This window comes from Candidatus Acidianus copahuensis, assembly GCF_000632495.1.
GTDB lineage: Archaea > Thermoproteota > Thermoprotei_A > Sulfolobales > Sulfolobaceae > Acidianus > Acidianus copahuensis.
This window is the reverse complement of record NZ_JFZT01000015.1, coordinates 86,960-106,892: the sequence shown is the minus strand read 5'-3', so window position 1 is coordinate 106,892 and position 19,933 is coordinate 86,960. Positions and strand designations below refer to the sequence as shown.

At 36.7% G+C, this 19,933-nt stretch carries 21 protein-coding genes; 13 read left to right on the top strand and 8 right to left on the bottom strand.

The window, feature by feature from the left end; translation table 11 throughout:
• Window positions 1–60 precede the first annotated feature (60 nt).
• The 4 genes from CM19_RS01275 to fabG form a co-directional block, all read right to left on the bottom strand.
• Window positions 61–921, bottom strand: coding sequence for an amidohydrolase family protein (locus tag CM19_RS01275; protein ID WP_052349401.1), 861 nt, complete (start codon window positions 919–921; stop codon window positions 61–63).
• Between the two features lie 48 nt (window positions 922–969).
• Window positions 970–1,317 (bottom strand): Zn-ribbon domain-containing OB-fold protein, encoded by a 348-nt coding sequence (locus CM19_RS01270; RefSeq protein ID WP_048098625.1) that lies wholly within the window; start codon window positions 1,315–1,317, stop codon window positions 970–972.
• A complete protein-coding gene (locus tag CM19_RS01265) occupies window positions 1,314–2,465 on the bottom strand; it encodes a thiolase family protein (protein WP_048098624.1) in 1,152 nt (383 codons plus the stop codon). Before CM19_RS01265 ends, CM19_RS01270 begins: the two co-directional genes overlap by 4 nt.
• Window positions 2,466–2,613: 148 nt before the next feature.
• The gene (gene fabG / locus CM19_RS01260) at window positions 2,614–3,369 is read right to left on the bottom strand and encodes a 3-oxoacyl-ACP reductase FabG (protein ID WP_048098623.1); all 756 of its coding nucleotides are present in this window, start codon (window positions 3,367–3,369) and stop codon (window positions 2,614–2,616) included.
• A 152-nt stretch (window positions 3,370–3,521) separates the two neighbouring features.
• Here fabG and araD point away from each other — a divergent pair, with 152 nt between their 5' ends.
• Window positions 3,522–4,643, top strand: coding sequence for an arabinonate dehydratase (gene araD, locus CM19_RS01255; RefSeq protein ID WP_048098622.1), 1,122 nt, complete (start codon window positions 3,522–3,524; stop codon window positions 4,641–4,643).
• A gap of 137 nt (window positions 4,644–4,780) precedes the next feature.
• On the opposite strand, the gene CM19_RS01250 is transcribed toward araD, so the two are convergent.
• Together CM19_RS01250 and CM19_RS01245 are read right to left on the bottom strand one after the other, a co-directional pair.
• Window positions 4,781–5,185 (bottom strand): hypothetical protein, encoded by a 405-nt coding sequence (locus tag CM19_RS01250; protein WP_048098621.1) that lies wholly within the window; start codon window positions 5,183–5,185, stop codon window positions 4,781–4,783.
• A complete protein-coding gene (locus tag CM19_RS01245; protein WP_048098620.1) occupies window positions 5,182–5,403 on the bottom strand; it encodes a hypothetical protein in 222 nt (73 codons plus the stop codon). The genes CM19_RS01250 and CM19_RS01245 overlap by 4 nt, the downstream gene beginning before the upstream one ends.
• A 760-nt stretch (window positions 5,404–6,163) precedes the next feature.
• Here CM19_RS01245 and CM19_RS01235 point away from each other — a divergent pair.
• The 8 genes from CM19_RS01235 (at window position 6,164) to CM19_RS01200 (ending at window position 13,944) form a co-directional block, all read left to right on the top strand.
• Complete coding sequence (locus CM19_RS01235; RefSeq protein ID WP_048098618.1) at window positions 6,164–6,403, top strand: hypothetical protein; 240 nt, start codon at window positions 6,164–6,166, stop codon at window positions 6,401–6,403.
• Entirely contained in the window at window positions 6,384–8,087 is a 1,704-nt protein-coding gene (locus CM19_RS01230; protein WP_048098617.1) for a DNA polymerase domain-containing protein, read from the top strand. The genes CM19_RS01235 and CM19_RS01230 overlap by 20 nt, the downstream gene beginning before the upstream one ends.
• On the top strand, window positions 8,056–8,622 hold the full coding sequence (locus tag CM19_RS01225) for a hypothetical protein (protein WP_048098660.1): 567 nt from the start codon (window positions 8,056–8,058) through the stop codon (window positions 8,620–8,622). The genes CM19_RS01230 and CM19_RS01225 overlap by 32 nt, the downstream gene beginning before the upstream one ends.
• 381 nt (window positions 8,623–9,003) lie before the next feature.
• Entirely contained in the window at window positions 9,004–9,186 is a 183-nt protein-coding gene (locus CM19_RS01220) for a hypothetical protein (protein ID WP_048098616.1), read from the top strand.
• Window positions 9,187–9,207: 21 nt separating this feature from the next.
• Complete coding sequence (locus CM19_RS01215) at window positions 9,208–10,158, top strand: Ldh family oxidoreductase (RefSeq protein WP_048098615.1); 951 nt, start codon at window positions 9,208–9,210, stop codon at window positions 10,156–10,158.
• 303 nt (window positions 10,159–10,461) lie between these two features.
• Entirely contained in the window at window positions 10,462–11,139 is a 678-nt protein-coding gene (locus CM19_RS01210; protein WP_048098614.1) for a CRISPR-associated protein Cas4, read from the top strand.
• Window positions 11,140–11,345: 206 nt separating this feature from the next.
• Window positions 11,346–12,011 carry a 5,6-dimethylbenzimidazole synthase gene (bluB, locus tag CM19_RS01205; RefSeq protein WP_048098613.1) on the top strand — a complete coding sequence of 222 codons (666 nt, stop codon included), beginning with the start codon at window positions 11,346–11,348 and terminating at the stop codon, window positions 12,009–12,011.
• A gap of 922 nt (window positions 12,012–12,933) precedes the next feature.
• Window positions 12,934–13,944: an SLAC1 family transporter gene (locus CM19_RS01200; RefSeq protein WP_048098612.1), complete on the top strand. Its 1,011-nt coding sequence runs from the start codon at window positions 12,934–12,936 to the stop codon at window positions 13,942–13,944.
• 314 nt (window positions 13,945–14,258) lie between these two features.
• On the opposite strand, the gene CM19_RS01195 is transcribed toward CM19_RS01200, so the two are convergent.
• On the bottom strand, window positions 14,259–14,837 hold the full coding sequence (locus tag CM19_RS01195) for a hypothetical protein (RefSeq protein ID WP_048098611.1): 579 nt from the start codon (window positions 14,835–14,837) through the stop codon (window positions 14,259–14,261).
• Between the two features lie 98 nt (window positions 14,838–14,935).
• Here CM19_RS01195 and CM19_RS01190 point away from each other — a divergent pair, with 98 nt between their 5' ends.
• Window positions 14,936–16,606 (top strand): AMP-binding protein, encoded by a 1,671-nt coding sequence (locus CM19_RS01190; protein WP_048098610.1) that lies wholly within the window; start codon window positions 14,936–14,938, stop codon window positions 16,604–16,606.
• A gap of 142 nt (window positions 16,607–16,748) precedes the next feature.
• On the opposite strand, the gene CM19_RS01185 is transcribed toward CM19_RS01190, so the two are convergent.
• A complete protein-coding gene (locus CM19_RS01185) occupies window positions 16,749–17,780 on the bottom strand; it encodes a hypothetical protein (protein ID WP_150111343.1) in 1,032 nt (343 codons plus the stop codon).
• 459 nt (window positions 17,781–18,239) lie between these two features.
• Here CM19_RS01185 and CM19_RS01180 point away from each other — a divergent pair, with 459 nt between their 5' ends.
• The 3 genes from CM19_RS01180 to CM19_RS01170 all read left to right on the top strand — a co-directional run bounded on the left by CM19_RS01180 (window position 18,240) and on the right by CM19_RS01170 (window position 19,923).
• Window positions 18,240–18,449: a hypothetical protein gene (locus CM19_RS01180; RefSeq protein ID WP_200869378.1), complete on the top strand. Its 210-nt coding sequence runs from the start codon at window positions 18,240–18,242 to the stop codon at window positions 18,447–18,449.
• Window positions 18,450–18,554: 105 nt separating this feature from the next.
• Entirely contained in the window at window positions 18,555–19,382 is an 828-nt protein-coding gene (locus CM19_RS01175; protein ID WP_048098608.1) for an amidohydrolase family protein, read from the top strand.
• A 28-nt stretch (window positions 19,383–19,410) separates the two neighbouring features.
• Complete coding sequence (locus CM19_RS01170) at window positions 19,411–19,923, top strand: DUF1404 domain-containing protein (protein ID WP_048098607.1); 513 nt, start codon at window positions 19,411–19,413, stop codon at window positions 19,921–19,923.
• Window positions 19,924–19,933: the final 10 nt, after the last annotated feature.

The following is a 19,933-nucleotide window of genomic DNA, read 5'->3' as shown; positions in this document are numbered from 1 at the left end:
TTTTTATTCTATGTATCAGCAGTTTTATTAGGATAGAATTAATATGATCAACTTACATTTTTAAAATTTTACTATTTTAAAGTAATTCTTGTACAGTACCATCTCCTTTATATTATCCTCTATTTGTAGGGACATAAATTGATCTACGTTATCTTTGATACTCTTAATACCAGGGGATATCCAATCTGAACCAAATAGCGATCTGTCATAAATTTCCCTAAATCTTGGAAAATATTCTAATAGCTTTTTTGGAGGTATACCCGCAATGTCTAGGTAAATGTTCTTATGCCGTCTCAAAAGGAAAAACGCTTCCTCCATCCAAAATGGTCTACCACCGTGAGCCATGACAATCTTTAGTCTGGGAAAATCCACAGCTACGTCATCCAGAAAAATAGGATCACCGTACTTTATCCTTGCCCCGGGAAAGATGCTAGTCCCAGTATGAAAAGTTATTGGGAAACCGTTAGACTGGGCATAATCATAAATCTCTTCCAAAGCTTCAAGTTTTCCCTCCTCTTCCCTGTATGCGTTTGGTTTGAAAAGTTGGTGAACTGGGTGAAGTTTTATCCACGAAGAGTTATACTTACTCCTGTACTCCTCAAGTTTCTCCACTGGTTTTTTGTCTAAAAGGGGATTTGCTGACATTACCGGCATTAATCTATCTGGATAACTGGAACAATATTTTCCGACCCATTCAATTAGTTTATCGTCAAAACCCATAACATAGGGAGAGGAATAAGACATTACGTTAATCTTTTCTACTCCCCACTGATCCATAATTTTAACAAGTTCGTCAGGGGATGAAATGACCTTACGGTAGATGTCTAAGTTAAAGGCCTTATTTTCGAAGATTGTTTCCCCCACTTTTTCCTTCATCATCTCAGAGGGAATTAAATGTACGTGGACATCTATTACCTTCATGAATAGAGATTTGTATTAAGGTAAAAAATTTTATCTTCCTAACACAAGTTACGACAAGATATCAAATATTGGTAAAAATTTACCGTCTTTGTTCTCTACAACAAGTCTAACTTTATCTCCAATCTTAACTTCAGTCATAACGTTCGAGTATAGCCTAAATCCTTCGTTCACCTCAACTATGGCGTAAACGACGTTCTTATCCTTTCTGTGTAAAGTGGTCTTAGAGAATATTTTTCCTTCTCCTAAACTTTCCTTGACTTCTACTTCTCCCGAGCACTTAGGGCACAAATGTCTCGGATAATAAAAGGAATAGTTGCAGACCTTGCATTTAAGATATGGAAGATGTCCTCTCTTAAGGATATCTTGGTATTTTTCTTCTATTTCCCTTAACCTCATTTCTTCTCACCTAAAAGCAAAGACACGGAATGTGATCTATTCCACCCGCCTATTCCATTTATGAACACAGTCTTTGCCCCCTCTACTTGATGGCCCTTAGCCATTCCGTTTAATTGAAGAAGGGCTTCCTCTAGTATTACTCCTCCGCTCATATAAGCTGGCTGGCCTAAATTTAGACTACCCCCGCCTGTATTGACTGGGATATTCCCCTTGTAAGTTAAATCGTTTTCAGCAGATAATTTTCCTCCTTTTCCCTTTTCAGCTAGACCTATATCCTCAATTTGAAGCATAACAGTAACCGTGAACGAGTCATATAGCTCAAACGCATCCACTTTATTCAACTCTATTCCCTTAGAGCTTTCTATAGCAGGAGTGAACGTTATTTCCTCCCTTTCTGCTGGGATATCAGACCAGTGAGCCTCACCATATCCTAGTATGTCTACATCGTTCAAGTTTTTTGCCCTCTTTCCGACTATAAAGACGTGAAAACCATCGACTGGGTAAACGATCTCCAACAAGTGAAGGGGATCTGCTACTGCTGGAGAACCAAGTACATCTTCTACTTTAATTTTCTCCTTATATAACGCTTTCTCGTTCCCCGAAGCGTTATATCTTTGATGGACAGCAATTGATGCTCTTTCCTCGTCTGTTGAACCGTAAAGATGTTTATGCCTTTCTGCAACTAGCGCATAATCGGTAACTGGGTTTAGATCGTCGTAAACTCTGAAGTAATTGTCAAAAGGAGTTATTGCCACGTCAGGAAAAGCTTTGTCAATACTATCAACGGTTATTCCCTTTGTTCTTACATCAGATCCTTTACCTCCAACTATACAAATAACGTTGGTTGCATCTCCTGCCTTTATAGCCTTTTCTGCTCTATATACCATCGCTAACGCTGATGGACCTCCAAAATCAACAAACTCTAGGAAATTTCCTCTTATTCCTAGATATTGCCTAATCTCATCTAGGAAGAAGTGGTTGTGCGCTTTTCCGTCAAACGTACCTGTCAAGTACGTCGCTAATAGACCGTCAATGTCTTTCTTTTCTATTCCAGCAACATGAAGAGCGTCATCAACTACGTCAGCCATTAGCTCAAAAGTAGAACCTTCATATTTCTTGAATATTTTTGATGAAAAACCCGTTATCACCTCATCTCACCTTAAGGCTCTTTCCTTCCTCTTCGTAGATTCTTACCTCTCTTTTCCTGGTTTGGTTTAATGGACTTTTTAAATCGTCTATCTTCCAAGAACATTCTTGGCATTTTCCCTGAGATGTTGAAAACAGTACTCATACTTGTCACATTGTAAGACCTCCAGAGACACTAATTACTTCACCGGTTATGTACGAAGCCTCTTTGGATGCTAGGAAACCTACTAAATTAGAAACATCCTCAGGAGTTCCTATCCTACCCATAGCTATTCTTTCTATGAACTTCTGTCTCACTTTTTCTGGGACGGCCCTAGTCATTGGCGTATCAATAAATCCTGGGGCTATAGCGTTTACTGTAACGTTATATCTCGCGAGTTCTTTAGCCAAAGTCTTTGTAAATCCTATAACCCCAGACTTAGCTGCAGCGTAGTTAGCCTGACCTATATTTCCTAACCAGCTCATTGAAGAGACGTTGATTATCCTTCCGTAGTTTCTTTTTATCATTCCTTCTACAACCTGTTTTGTCATATTGAACATACTATACAAATCAACCTTAATTACTTCGTCCCATTGCTCATATGTCATTTTGACGAATAGTGAATCTCTATTTATGCCAGCATTATTGACAAGGATATCAATTCCTTCTATACCAAGGGATTTAGTTGCTTGAAGATAAAAGCTTTGACAAGACGAAAAGTCAGCAACATTCAATTGTAGGCCCAAGGCCTTTACGTTAAATCTTTCTGATATTTCCTTGGCAACTTTACTTACTTCGTCTCTGACATCGCCTAAAATTACATTTGAACCTAGTGAGGCCAATTTTTCTGCTATTCCTCTACCTATCCCGCTTGCGCTTCCCGTAATCACTGCGTATTTTCCGTCAAGTCTATAGGGAATTTCCATGGTAAATCCCGAGTATGGAAGAATTAAAATCTTTATATTTACATATCAGTCAAACAGGATGAAGCTACTACGGAATAAGTTTATAAATTAACGTTTTCTCTATATATTTTGTTAAGATTTGCATTTATAAGTATAATCGGTTATTTAGATTCATGATAAAGGAAATTAAAACCTACAAGTTATGTTATGAAGGGATAAACGAAGAAAGGGATGCATTAGCTATTAAAGGCTTAGCAGAACATCCCATGGAAATCGTAGTTTCAAAAATCGAGACTTCAGACGGTCATATAGGTTACGGCGAATCGCTAGCTTATGGTTGTTCAGATGCAGTTCAAGTTACAATAGAAAAAATATTGAAGCCTCTACTTCTTAAGGAAGATGAAGAGCTTATTGAACATCTATGGGATAAGATGTATAAGGCAACTTTAAGGTTTGGTAGAAGAGGAATTGTAATTGCGGGTATTAGCGGAGTTGACATAGCCCTTTGGGATATAATGGGGAAAAAGACAAAGAAGCCTATTTATAAATTGCTTGGTGGTTCTAAGAGAAAAATAAAGGCCTATATAACTGGGGGCTACTACTCAGAAAAGAAGGACATTGAGAAATTAAGGGAAGAGGAAGCGTATTACGTTAAAATGGGATTTAATGGAGTTAAAGTAAAGATAGGGGCTAAAAGCATGGAAGAGGATATGGAGAGATTAAGATCTGTAAGAGAAGCAGTTGGTGAGAACGTTAAAATTGCTGTAGATGCTAATAACGTTTACACCTTTTATGAGGCTCTAGAGATGGGGAGAAAACTAGAGAACTTGGGCATATGGTTCTTTGAGGAACCAATACAAACAGATTACCTCGACCTAAGCGCTAGATTAACTGAGGAGTTAGAAATTCCAATTGCTGGTTACGAAACTGCTTATACAAGATGGGAATTTTACGAGATAATGAGAAAGAGGGCGGTTGACATAGTCCAGACTGACGCTATGTGGACTGGAGGGATATCCGAGATGATAAAAATAGGCAACATGGCTAAGGTCATGGGATTTCCACTCATTCCACATTATTCAGCAGGTGGTATATCGCTTGTAGCAAACTTGCACGTAGCAGCTGCTCTAGGAACTGAATGGATAGAGATGCATCTAAGAAAAAATGATCTTAGAGATAAAATATTTGAGGAAAGTATAGAAATAGATAGTGGTAGATTAGTTGTTCCAGATAGACCAGGTTTAGGATTAACATTAAGGGAAGAAATATTTGACGAATATAGGTGTAACTCTTAAATCATTTTTATCTAATCCAAACGCTTCCTAACTGGATTTCTACAAGTATCAATAATGATTTTATATGTCACTTGGCGAGATTTCATTATTTTCAAGTACCTTACTATGTCCTCTGATCCTTACAAGTGCATGTGATGTTACTTTACATCCTGGAAATATATCCATGACGCTACCACACAAGGACTACCGCTAGGATCTCTGAGCTCCGGATACACCACAACACTTGTAAGCTCCAGGCTAATTATTATCCTTCTATCATCAGCCCTTATGATAGTCTCTGGCTTACTAACGACTTCCATATTCTCTAATACCTTCCCTTTATGACTAAGTATATTTTGTGGATTGCACATCTCTCCAGGTTTAATTTTATCGCTATCAGCAGTCACAATGGTATTAAACATGACACTGTAGTGATCATCCCTCTTTATTAAGTGAGTTGGTATAATAAATACTCTTATTTTGAGGTTCTCGTCATTAGTCCTACTTAAATATACACCTACCTTAATACTCTCTGTCTCGAAATCGAGTAAAGAGATACTCATGGCTCATCATAAAAGATATCTATGGCTACTATTCTACCATCCTTATCTCTCCAGATCTGTACATTAGCATCATGAGACTCTGCATTAAAAGGCTCTCCCCCAAAGCTTATGTAAACACCATCATCAAACTCCCTAATCTCAACTTGGTAAAAGTTAGAGCTCATGTTCATAGAATAATCTAGGTCTGCTGACGATGATACGTTACTTAAACTATACATAAGTTTTCCTCTGCAAAAACAATATTAAATGTTTTAACCCTCAAAACATTCGCTATATATATATATAGCTTTAGCGTCTATGACGCTATTGTATTTACGTTTGACCTTCCTTCTCATAGTGCTACCTTATCATGATTAACTAACTAGTCGGGACGTAATTAGCGCGATCTATTAAGATTTTATTAACAAGTGATAAAGTTAGGATGAAGAGAATCAAAAGTCTACCTCTTATGAACATTGATTTTTCTTTCTTTGAGGCGAACATATTATTTAGAGATATTTAAGTTAAGAATTGAAGACATAGTTAAAACTCTAAAGAGGACTAGGTATGAAGTTATCATTGTTAAAGAAATGAATAATAAGTCCCTTTTCATACCACTCTTTCCTAGACTTCTTATCTCCTTTGGTGGATTTACCTTTTTCAGCTTAAAGAACCTTATATGGATATATTGAAAGATAAGGAATATACTCAATCCTAGACCCGATGATAGTACACTATCTTACACATAAAAATCCATGATCTGGGATTTGGATATTAAGTTTTTACGGACATTTATTATCATGTTCGCAAAACTCAAACTACATTATTATCTAGTAATTTAAATTATTCAATAATATCAATATCATTTTTTAAATAATTTTACCTTTCATCGCCGTCAGGGAGTCTGTTCTAATAATTTTCATTTATCTAAATGAGTTTAAACATTTACTTTCATTTATCTCTCTACAGAATTATTTAGTATTTTTCAATAGTATATTTATGGGCAGAACACAACCCTCTTTCACTACTGCAGTAGACGCAGAATTAGAGAAGCTAATTAGATTAAGCAAGAGAGTGGGTAACCCCTGTTTTCAAAACGTAATTCTAGAGGCATCAAAAAGGGTTAGATATTTTCAGAACTCGATGTATGATGAAGTTACAGATCCACAGGAGGTCGTCCTCCTAGCAATTATTTCCGTGTTAGCTGAGGGACTATACAATGGAAGGTTACGTTGTTGATGCCCTTCCAATCCATGGAGGGGTAACGCTTGTCCTGGATGGGTTCAGAAAGTTAAAAGTGAAGACTACTTTTCCAATCTACGTTATTACACGTGATCCTGAAAAGGTGATGGAACATCCTGCAGTACTTTACTACGAGAAAGAGAAATGGAAGGATCTGGACGGAAAGGAAGTAGCGCTTTACAGGTTCGAACTCTCAGATATGGAAGCTTACTATTACATAAAGAAGAGATTACAAGTAGTTAACGAGATTCCAACTGTTATGTCTCAAACGTTGTCAAGGATAGGTGCCCTTCCATTTAGAAAAGTAAAAGTGGAAGGTAAAGTAGAGGAAATGTATCCGGAAGAATTTCCAACGATCTCTTACGCCTTTATTACGCCAACGAATTGGTACGGTCCATCTCCAGAAGGCAAGACGTATTTTGCCATAGTTAATGGTAAGAGAATACAAGGTAAGCTAGACGATCTTGATTTAAGGGTAGATGTGGCGGAATGTTATGGTATTGCTTGCGATAAAGTAACGGCATCAGTTAAGATAAAGAGCAAGAGCGCTCCAGTCTCGATAAAGGGACTAATAGAGTGGTCATTAGTTAGCAAAACCTTGCTGAGAGAATTGGAAGGCGCGACGATAGGTAAAGTGTTAACAACAAATGAGGCTTGGATAGCGTTAAAGAGAAAGGTTATAATACCTAAGGTGGTCCCGAGAGTTGAGAAATTGAGAACGTTAAACGATATAATAGCATCAGATAAAGGCGGACTTGTAGTGTTTCCAAAGCTCGGCTGTTATGACAATGTTTCACAACTTGACTTTTCATCAATGTATCCCTCTATCATAGTGAAGTATAACATTTCTGCAGAGACTGTAGATACTTGCGAAGATCTAAAGACAGAGATAGGTCATTCTATTTGCCTTAAAGAAAGGGGAATAGTCCCAGAAGCTTTGGAGTGGTTAGTCAAGAGGAAGGAGGATCTAAAGAGAGTAGATGAAGAGAGATCTGATGCGATTAAGTGGATACTCGTAGCGTCCTTTGGTTACCTAGGTTATAGGAACTCAAGGTTTGGAAAGATAGAGGCATATGAACTAGTTACCTACTTTGCTAGGAAAACTCTTAGAGAGGCTATAGAACTTGCCAGAGAACATAAAGTGGATGTCTTACATGGAATAGTTGACTCCATGATAGTTAAGGGCGATAGAGTTGAGGATCTAATAAACGATATAGAGAGTAAGACAGGATTGAGAATGAAGGAGGAAAAAATGGATTGGGTTATTCTATTCCCTAGAAAGGATGGGATGCCCTATCCAATGAGGTATTTAGGCAAACTAAATGGAGGAAAAATGAAGGTTAAGGGTTTAGTGAGAGAGAACATGCCTAACGTTATAAAGGACTTCCTAGAGGAGGCAGTGGATCGCATGTCTAAGGCTAGAAATTGTAAGGAAGTAGAGGAGATAAGATCGGAAGTCGAGGAGATCATGGAAAAGTATAAGACCAGGATAATTAATGGAAGGAAAAAGCAAGATTATGTAATGTGGGTTAAAGGTATCCCTTACATTAGAGGAGTTAGAGGATTTTACATTGCAGAAAGAGGATATCTAGGCAGAGATGTTAATTATTACTTAGACTTCTTGAGGAGACAGTTTGAGGTGCTTTATGGTGTTGTTAACGGGGTTCCCAATCCTAGATAGACTAATTAATAAGGATGAGATTGTTGAGTTCTATTCTGAGGACTATGAAACAATTTCGCAGTTCTATCATAGGGTTATAGTCATCTCTTCTCCAGTAAACGTAGTTATAGTCTCAGAGAGAGGAGGGCTAGATCCTCTTCTTATCAAGAGATTTCAACGCATATTCGGAAGGACAGATGAAATATACATTAGGAGAGCGTTTAAAGCTGAGGATGTGAAACCTACAATTGAGGCTATGAAAGGAGACTTAATTGTTATTGACCCTTTTCATCACAGAAAAAAGTACTCCGATATTGTCTCAGCAATAAGGCGGATTGCTGGAAGAAAGTTTATCTTTAGCGTTATGAACAGAGAAACTGAAGGATCGACTTTCGGTCTTCACTCCGATCATTCTGTCATAAAACTAGAAAGAACAAAGAGAGGCTTTAAAATCAAGATAATAAAAAGCGTAACTGTAGGGGAAATTGAAATCCCTTTTGGTACATGGGAAATTTACGGAAAGGCTGAGGAGGGATTAACCAAGTGGTTAGTATAGTTTCACCTTAAAGGATATAATGCGTTAAGAATTCGCTTTCTCTAGGGAAGAGTTTATCCATTTAAGACGCATTATTACTTTCTCTATAAGTTATAGCGAGTCACTTCACTCTTCATTAATTGACCACTTGATTAGGATCGAGGTGAAAGACTGTCTATGGGAGCGTTTACGTGTTATCCTCTTGGTAAAATGCTTAAGGGAGGATGTTACACGGTACCATTTAAGACACTTCAATACACACCTAGTCTTCAAGATAAAGTATTTAAATGTCGATAGAGTAATCTATTATCATGGTTATACTCGTTTCTCCCAAAGCCGATACAAGTGAGGTGCCCTATTCATTTTTCGGAATCGAGGGAATTCCCCTCGAGAAGAAGTCTAATGGAGCATATTCATAGAACGTCAGTAAATGAATGCCCAGTGTGCAATAAGCAGATTAAGGCAGGGACAATACAAGCAGTAATGAAGCACGCGTCAATGTGCAAAGATCAACAGCATATGGAATTCGTAGGCAAGATAAGATATATACTAGAAAGAAAGGAAGTAGTTGTTGAAAACTCTTAACCTATTTTTTCTACTTAACTTATGCAGGTTTCTTTGGATGAAGTTAAAAATCTCCTAGACGAACTTTTTTCTTCAAGAGGAGTTGAGAATTACGAAATAATCACCCTCCACTTTTTAGAGGCTGAGTTAAGGGGACACTCCTCTCATGGACTTCAGAGGGTAATACCTCTAATTAAGGGAATTGATCTTGGAACTATAAACAGGAAGTTGGAATTCTCAGTTGAGAAGAGGAGTAATACCACTTTATTGATTGATGCTAAACATAGCATAGGAATACTATTATGGTCGAAGCTAATAGAGGAGGAGAAGTTTGACACAGTCAAAGTTATTGCTGTTAGAAACGCATCGCATATAGGTTTTCTTGGATTTTATACAACAAGGCTAAACAGAAAAGGTTTAGTCTCATTAATGTTTGGTAACGCTGAGGCGGGAATAGTAAAACCTGGAAGTGGAAAACCTATACTTTCTACAGCTCCAATAAGCGTTGGAATCCCTCCAAACTATGTCTTAGATATGTCACTTGCATCTACCGCAAGAGGGAAGATATTGGAGGCAAAAAGGAAGGGAGAGAAGTTAAATAAAGGAATAGCTGTAAACGAGGAAGGTAAGGAAACGGAGGATCCAGACGAGGCCTTAAAAGGAGGTATCCTACCAATTGGCGGGTTTAAAGGTTTTCTATTGGCGTTAACTGTTGATCTCCTCACTTCATTTCTAACGGGATCAGCTATTGGTGAAGAAGTTACTGGCGTTCTTCACACAGAAAGGCCTCCTAATAAAGGAGAAGTCCTTATTGTTATAAATCCTAGTTGGTTCGAGCAGAACTCTTACGCGTTAGTAAATGTAAAGAAATTCATGGAGGAATTCCCAGGAGAACACGGCGAAGTTCTAATGAAAGAAAGGACTGAAAAAGGATCAATAGAGATTGATGATGGACTTTGGATATCTTTAAAAAATCTCAAAATGAGAGGGTGATTTTCTTTGAAAAGCTTAATATATTAAGATAGGGATTTTCTTCTCTAAAATGGGATAAATGATCCACATGTTGCTAATAGTAACTTATGATCAACATGATAATGCTGATCCGACAGAGGTAAAGATCTTTGTAAAACGAAGCGCTATAGTTAACGTTAAGTTGTTAAAAAAATTCTCTAACGAAGACAACATTTCAGAGATCGTATCTCTCACTCAAACCTTAGGATAACTAGGTAAACATAAGGAGTATTACCAAAAAACGAATCAGTTTCCTTTTATATCTATTTTTAAAAATTAATAAATATGGTTATTAAGGAAATAGTTTACAGGAACTTGACATCTTACGAGGTAAGGGAACCATTTGAAGGGGAGTATTGGCCATCTCAGATTTGGAAATGTTTAAGGGAACAGTATTACAACAGAGTTTATCCAACTCCCCTTGGAGTTGATTCAGCTAGATTTACAACTTTAGGTAACGTGTTGCATGATCTGATAGCGGAACTTTTATCAAAGGAGAATTCGATACAAGTTATAAGCGAAATACCGATAAGGATACCCCATCCAACAAACAACGAAATAGTTATTTCTGGAAGGGCAGACGATCTAATAGTTGTTATGGTCTCGAGGGATAGGTATCTCGTTGAGGTAAAAACTATAGATGACTTAAGAGAGAAACTAAGGAAGGGATATTTACCTAGACTAGATCATAAGGCGCAGATTAACCTTTACATGAAAGCCTTTCCAAAATCAAAGGGTATTCTACTCTACGTTGATAGGTCAGACTTTGACATGGAGGAAATCCCAGTTGAATTTGATCAAGAGCTTTACATAAAAACAATGGAAAGAGCTTCCCTACTTCATGAAGCTATAAAAAACAAGGCTTTACCCAAAGCGGAGGCAAAGGAAAAGGATGATATGAAATGGCAATGCAATTTCTGTATACATAAAGCTAGGTGTGATAGGGATCAAGGCTTGCCTTAAAATGCAAGGAAAATTTTGAGGCACAAATCTCGAAGTGTAACGTAATGGGTGTATTAACCATGGATTGCGTTTAGAGTTGGCCTAGAAATATTGAATTGAGATGACAGAAACGTCTGATCTTTTCTCTCTTTATTGGCAAAAAGATCATGAATCACTTCCGATATCGACTATAGGAAAAAATAAGATGTTCTGGATAACTTAACCATATGGATGTATATGAAGCAATAAAAAAGAGAAGAGATATTAGAAGTTCCTTTAAAAAAGAACCAATTCCTGATGAAGTACTGTCCAAAATATTGTTAGCAGCTCATCTAGCTCCTTCAGTTGGTTATTCCCAACCTTGGAATTTCATACTAATATATAGCGAAGATACAAGGAGAAGGATTTTAGAGGAGGTTATGCGACAGCGAGAAGTGTTTAAAAACAAACTTGAAGGAGAAAGAAAGGAACTTTTTTCTAACATTAAGATAGAGGGAATCCTAGATACTCCCCTTAATATAGCCATTACATGTGATCCATCAAGATTTGGACCAAACGTACTAGGTAGACATACAATGCCAGAAACATGCGAATTTAGCACTGTCCTAGGAATAGAAAATATGTGGTTAGCTGCGAGATCTGAGGGGATCGGGATAGGTTGGGTGAGCTTTATGGATAAAGAAACGATAAAGAGAATCTTAGGGATCCCAGAAAATGTAAAATTAATAGCGTATTTATGTATTGGATACGTGACTAGTTTCCCTGAAAAACCAGAGTTAGAGGAAAAAGGGTGGGGAAACAGATTAAGGCTATCCGACCTTGTTTATGTAGATAAGTGGGGAGAAGGAGTAAAAGAGGATCTTAGGAAATCCCTAGACAACGTGAAGATCTAGTTTTTCCTTTTTTTACAAATGGGGTTCTATGCTAGAGATTTTGAATATTTTTAGGCATACATCAGATATAATTTAAAGCTTTTCGGTCTAAATTGGTTAAGGATTTAAATTATTACTCCTCAAGTGTTTATTCATAGAGAGCATGACAAACAAAAAGAAAAAAATTAAGAAAAAATTATATCTTTAATTAATTTAATTATTATCAGAATAGTAGGATCTTTGAGAATAGGCCTACTCTTTTTTCGCCTGCATGGACACCTGTTGCATGCCCTGGATTAATAAATATGTATTATGCAGAAATGTTTACTGGGAGAAGGCTACTGAGATTATAGGAAATTGATTGGTTCAAACTATTTTAGAATAATTTACGTTCATGATATGGTAATCAAAAATGTCGAGATGTAAATGCAACTATCCAATCTCTTTAGGAGACTATGCGTCCATAGCTACGGCTAGGGTGAATAAGACCAAAGCTGTTTTAGAAAGGAGAAAGAATTAGAGAGACTCAATATAGATGGAGTGGAACTGGTTAAGTCTGAATTTCTAAAACTGTTTCTTTGAGGTAACTCTTCATTGAAAGCTTTAATTTCACAATTAAAGGTATCTAAATCGTTTGTCTCTAGAGGGCTAGGTTGTTCAGTGTATTTCAAGGTATCCTCTGAAACTTTCTCCTCACCCGCACCTTTCTAAGTAGTACATCTAACTCCTGAGCCGTTCGTAGGATGTCGAGATCAACTGCACGGATCACTTAGGTACTCTCCTCTCAACGTTAAAATCAAAATACTGATCATCGAATTATAATGAGGAAAAGATTTGTATTTTTAAGGGAACCTTCAATACTCGATCTTCCTCTTTCTTAACTTCAGAGAGAGGGAAGCATGTTGAAAAATCATTTTTTATATTTTGTTTCTTTTGGCTAACTATGAAATGGGAAACCTTTGGGCCAGAATGGTTCGGTCCAGTAATAGGCACTATGGTTCTTTCTCTTCTTTCATGGATTTTTTCTCAGATTGGGGTTTTTCCTAATATATTCTTTAACTTAGGGAAGATCATATTCTTTATAGGTTTTTTACTCTTCTTAAGTATTTTATTTCTTTGGATACTTCATTTTTTTAAGGCGAAAACCAATGATTTCTCCTCTCTAAATAGGACAAGCTTTACAGCTTTTTTGGGAGTTTTAGGATATATTATTAGTTTTTTCTACATAACTTACGTTAGTTCTTCCTTTTCCCTTCGATTCATATTCCTCACTATCTTCATACTAGCCGTAGGGGAAGTCCTAGGGGTAAACCTCCTTTTATGGTATAAATTATTTTCAGGTGAGTTCGATTCTTCAGATATAACCTATGCTTCCTTAGTTCCTTCAATAGCATTAGCTTCTAACTCAATATTGAGCGATCCCATGCTTCCTCCCTTATCTCCGTGGTTTTTACATAATATGTTAATAAGGGAATTTCTTTATTCAGTCATCCTATTTACTACTGGAATCGCGTTTTTTCAGTTTGTATTCCTTGGTTCTGCTTCCCTCCTTAACGTTGCTCGAAAAGGAGAACTCACCACGACTATGATCCCAGTTGGAGCAGCGTCAATTATTTTAATAAATATAATTATACTCCCTACACTAGGATTCTTCAACTTTCCTAAAAGTATAGCCTTTTCAGCCTCATTTATGCTATGGGGATTTGAGGCCTGGAACATGGTTTTGAGTTTAATTATTGCAGTAAAGAAGCTGGGTAAGACTAATCCAAATATGGGCATATGGGCATATGTATTTCCATTAGGAATATCTTCATTTGCTGACTTCCTCTTATACCTTTACACTAAAATTTTGATATTTTATTGGACAATTCCAATTATATCAATAGCAATAGTAGTTCTTTATGCATATGCGTGGCATAATACTATAAGGATAATTAGAAATTCACGGAATTAACACGATAAACATAGCTTTTCCGGTATTTTTTAATTTTAGATATTTATATAAAAATTACTTTAATTGATAAAAAAGACTCAAAAGAAGGATATGTCGTGTTTAAATTACACTTAAAAAACGTGGCTCTGCATTGCCAAAAGCTAGTCCATAGTTGACCAGATGAGGGAGCGTTATATGAAACAATGACTTTCTTATCACTTATCATAATCTTGATATCTTTTACTTAGATTTTATAATGGAGACTTTTGCTGTAACGATAAGAAGATTCCAAGAGGCTTAAATGGGAACCAATAAGTCTTAGATCTTCATTGGACTTAACGCTTAGATCGCGTATTATGACTTCTATTACTAAAAACCGTTCTGTTTTTTCTCACGATAATCGAATCTATTAGTAGCCCTACACATGAGAAAACAAAAATAAATGACCCAGAAGTAGGCCCTAAAAAAGGTAAAAACAGAACACTAAATATCATCAAAATTGACGACATTTTTAAGATAGAACTATTTCCAGAAGATTTCCATATTAAGAAGCCAAAGTACAGAATACCTATTGAAAAAAGTGAAATTGCCACTATCCCCAAGTAAAGCAAATACCTCGACTCTACTAATAGAGAAAAAAGACAAAAAGCGATGGAACTCAATGAACCAAGTAGTATTAATAAGATACCCCTACCTTTCTTATTTGGGAACGTTTTACTACTTTCTATAAAACTAGAAATTCCAATTAACGCCATTGAGATCATCATAAAAATGGAGAATGGGAACCCTAAGCTTACGAATTTTCCACCTAGGAGGTAATTCACGTAAGAGGCAAAACTTGAACCGTATATAACAACGTCAAAAAACCCAAAAACGCTTCCAACAAGCATTAGGATGGAAGAGATCAACTTCATGCTATATGAAAGTCAGGAATAGTTAAAAAACAATAATGTAATTAACGGAAAAGCGTTTGTAAAGTAAAATTCTTAATCTATATCACGATATAAAAAATATGGATATCTTTGAAAGATTCCGCGTTGCTATGAATGAAAGAAGAGTAGAGGACATAAACTCCATTCTTAAGGAGGTAAATCACTTTAACCCAAGCGAATTCAATTGGGTATCTGATATAGTTGAATCGTATCCCAAGAGTAAGAAAGCGGTTATATTGGTAGATCTGGATAACAAAAAAGAGGAGAAAGCGATCACCTACGGAGAACTGATAGAGGAAACCAACAGATTACTTAACTTCTTAAGGAAAGAGGGAATAAAGAAAGGGGATCCTATTTACATAATGACTCCAGTTGTTATAGAACAATGGGTCTCTCTAATGGCCGTAATAAAAGGGGGATTGATTGGAGTTCCAACAGCTATTAATTTGACTCCCTATGAACTTAATTATAGATTCCATGATCTACCACCAAAAGCCATAATAGCTGATGTAGAGAGCGCAAAAAAAGTGGATGAGACAAAAGTAAAAACATTAAAAATATCTCTCGGAAAAGTTGACGGATGGCATAATTACGACGAGATATTTGGGGAGTCCAACAACGCTACACCGGAAAGGACTTCACCGAAGGATCAGATATTAAATTACTTTACGTCTGGAACAACCGGGATGCCGAAAAGAGTTCTTCACACGGCTGTAAGCTATCCTGTGGGAAATTTGTCAACTGCCTCTTTCATTGGGATTAAAAGTGATTTCATTCATGTAAATTTAAGCGCACCAGGTTGGGCGAAGTTTGCTTGGAGTTCCTTCTTCTCTCCATTCATCATGGAAGCCACAGTGCTAGGAGTAAACTACTCAGGAAAGTTAAAAGTTGACGATTACCTCTCAGTTGTGGACGAGTATGAGGCAAACTCCTTCTGTGCTCCTCCAACGGCTTGGAGACAGTTCGTAACAACGGATTTGAGAAAATTTAAGTTAACCAAATTACAGGAGGCAGTTTCCGCGGGGGAACCTCTAAATCCCGAAGTTATAAAATCCTGGAAAGATGTATTTAACGTCAAGATAAGGGATTTTTATGGACAAACTGAAACAACGGCAATGATAGGCAATTTCCCTTGGGAGGACTCCATTCCAGGTTCTATGGGAAGGCCTTCCCCTATGTACGACATTCAACTAGTTGACGATGACGGAAATGTCATCAAGGGAGGAGAGGTAGGACATATAGCTATTAACCTTCAAAAAGTTAGACCTATAGGGCTATTTCTAGGATATTCTGATGAAGAGAAGAATCTGAGCGCTTTCAGAGGTTCTATGTATTTTACTGGGGATAAAGCTTATGTGGAGAATGGGAGATGGTTCTTTGTAGGAAGATCTGACGATATTATAAAAACCTCTGACTATAGGGTAGGTCCATTTGAGGTTGAAAGTGCACTGCTAGAGCATCCAGCGGTAGCGGAGGCAGCGGTTGTCGGTTATCCTGATCCTACAAGATGGCAAGTAGTTAAGGCCTATGTCGTATTGAAGCCCGGCTATACTCCGTCTAAAGACCTAGCCATGGAACTTCATGAACACGTAAAGAAGCTTCTCCTATCCTATAAAGCTCCTAGGAGGATAGAGTTCGTTGAGGAATTACCAAAAACTATAAGTGGGAAGATAAGGAGGAAAGAGTTGAAGAAAAAAGAGGAGGAAAAATTCAAGGATGGAAAAATTGGTGAAAACGAATTCGTAATTTAGGTTATCAAGGATCCACTCCAGAAATGAACTTACCGTTGTTCATAAGTGTTGTATCTATCAATAATTGTTATTATAAGAATATAAAAAATTAGATACTCCATCAGCAGATGGAAAAATAATATCTAACTTCTCTGAAATTACTTTAGCTTTTATTTTGACTTAACCTCAATTTAGATATTAGTAAAGCTATAAATGGAGGTAATATCGAACCTAATAAAGTAGCGTATAGATATATTCCAGAAATTGAGATAAGGAAAGAGACAATACCATAACCTATCATGATCTCGCCTATTGAGACTATAACGTAATATCTTATCCCTTTGTATAAAAGTAGAAGGGACGGAAAACCTAGAGAAAGGGAAACAAACAAGGATATACTTGAAGGATCTGCAGTTAGATTATAGAATGAAGAGTAATTGACCATAGTACTTAATATTGACATAATCAAAACTCCAGCCATAATTAATGGGAAATATAGTCTAAACTCTGATAGGACGTTCTTTAGCGACAAATATTCGACCAAAATAAGGGAAAATAAGCCTATACTACTCATTTCTTTGGCGAAGACTGGAGGAGAAAAAAATGAACCCAAGATTGTAAAGATACTAGAGACCGCAAATGCTGGCCATATTACCCAGCTATAGGAACTTTTTCCCTTGACATAAGGAACTAACGTTATGCAGAGGAGAAGAAGGCTTGTGGAGATTATCCCAGAAGGAATCTGATAGGAAAAGTTAGGCATAAACTTCCAGCCAATAGGTAAGGAAAAGATTATCTCCAAGATTGCTGTTCCAATAAGGAAATAATAACCGTAGTTGCTTAACACAAGCAAGGATGAGGCTACCGCCATCGCAATTATTAGAGAACCTTCATATGGAAATGAGGGAAGAAGCCAATATGCGATATAAACGAAGGTGTAAACGACGTAGAGGAAATAACTAAATATCCAAGAGAAGAGCTGAGCTAAAGCCCAAGTTTTATATTTTGAAAGGTAGCCGAAAAAACCTTTCCCAGACCACTCCTTTCTTATAAGAAGGTAAACAAGAATGAATACGTCGAGGATCAAGGGAATAGAAAGTAAAGAATTGATCAGTCCTTCGTGATTTACTTCAAGACTTATTGGCTCGACGCTATTAATCGCGAAAGCTAATAAAATAATGGATCTCTTGTCCATTTTCTTTCCTTTTTTGTGTTTCCTTATTAATTTTTTCCCAGATGAGCTTTGAGGGAAAAATGCACAAGACATTGCAAAATTGATAAATAGTTAAGTTAGGTCGTAACCAACGTGGTTATTAAGATTTTGTCGGCAATCGACGCTAAATAATTCAGTTATTATTTATACAACATCTTATCATAAGTTCTTGGCCTCAAGTTCTCTATAATTTAATAGTCAACGAGTTTTTCTAGTTCTCCTGAACATCTCTTACATGAGAACTATATTCAGATCCTTCGTCTTTTACTTCTCACTCTTTCTAACCTTTTATTAATGAGTCTGAAAGATCGAAAGGTATATGCTGTTCATGAAAATATTGCATTAGACCTTCATTGGACTGCGGGTACTAGAATAATGTAAATACTTTTTATAAAGAGATTTGGGAAAAAATTTTTTAATATGATAATTAGAACTTATTTCATGAAAAAACCTTTAACCCTTCTAGAAATTGCTTTACTAGTTATCTCAGCCTTGGTAATAATTGCCGGAGGAGTTTTCTTCGCTATTGGTATCCCCCATACAACTCATACTACTCCTACGTCTTCAACTTCTTCTTACTCCACTTCGTCTAGTTCAACGTCAACTCAGTCAAGCTCCACGAGTTCAAGTAGTCCGGTGTGGGGAGGATAAACTATTCCTTTTAAAGGCAACTTATTTTTCTTTTCCCGTTCTATTTTGGAACGCTCTTGTCAATGCTTATGAACAATATTTAATACCTCACAACGAATTTGAATCATGGCTAGTAAACTCAAGATAATAGATTCTCACGTTCATCTAGGACTTGGCAAGATGCCTGAGCACTGTTACGATTTTGTCAAAATCGTGGGTTCACATGATTTTAGAAGAGAAGAAGTACTCCTTGAAGATGACGAAGTAATTGTTGAGAAAGTGGTTTTAGTCCCTTCCTACCCATGTGGTAGTTCGTCCTGTACTGACGGTTTTTACTCTCAAGTTAAGTGGAGAAGTACAGATGAAAGATTCCTACAATATGGAACTTTAAATCCTAACTGCCAAATCGACGTTAAAGAGGAATTGGGTTTTCAGTATGATTTAGGAATAGTGGGAATAAAGCTTCATCCCGTTCATCATTTCTTTAAACCAAATGCGTATAGGGAAGAAGAAGGTGGATTAAAACAACTAGAGAAAATCTACGAATTTGCACAGGATCATTCTTTACCAGTTATAATTCATACTGGGACAAGCGTTACTTCGTTAGCTAGAAACAAGTATGGCGATCCAATATTTATACAGGATATTGCAGAAGACTTCCCAAAGCTGAAGATCGTCTTAGCGCATTCTGGAAGACCCTTTTGGACAAGGGTAGCGACATACTTAGCAGAAAGTTATAACAACGTTTTCCTCGAGATCTCATCAATACCTCCCATGAAATTAAGGGAATATTTACCAAACCTTGAAAATCTAAAAGATAAGGTAATTTATGGAAGCGATTTTCCTAACTATAGCGGTCAAACTATATTGGGCCATGCAAGATCTACTATAGATTCCGTCGGATATAATAGTTCTGTAATGAGAGACAATTTTTTAAAACTCATAGGGAAATGAAGGAATTCGATAATATCCAGTCTTTCTAATAGTTATAACGGTTAATCCTTCTGTAGAAGAATTAATGAACTATAATGTTATTCCTTATATGTTAGCTCATTATTCCTTATTCGCTGCAGGTTCCTTGCTTGGCTATAGTAGTTCAAAGAAAACCACTTTTGCAGTTATTCCTGGAATATTTCTAGGAATTCTTTGGCATATCCCCTTTTTCTTCAATCTAGGTGTAACCTTTTTATGGATAAGAGGTATAGAGGAGTTTTCACTTGTCATAGGAGGTTACCTTTTGGGAGTATCGTTGCATGACCTCGGATGGAAGATAAAGACGGCTTTATTGGTCCTTTGGATGTTAGGAGATACTTTTCTCTCAACAACTCTTATGATCTCCCCTGCTCTATATACTAAGGTTTATCCAATATCTCAGCCCTATATCTTAGGCATAATTATGTTTCTCTTAATGAATATTGTTGTAGTCTCAATTCTTCTTGAGTTTATGTATAAGAAAATGTTAAGCGAAGAAAAAGAGTTCGAGAAGAAATTATGAAGAAAATTTT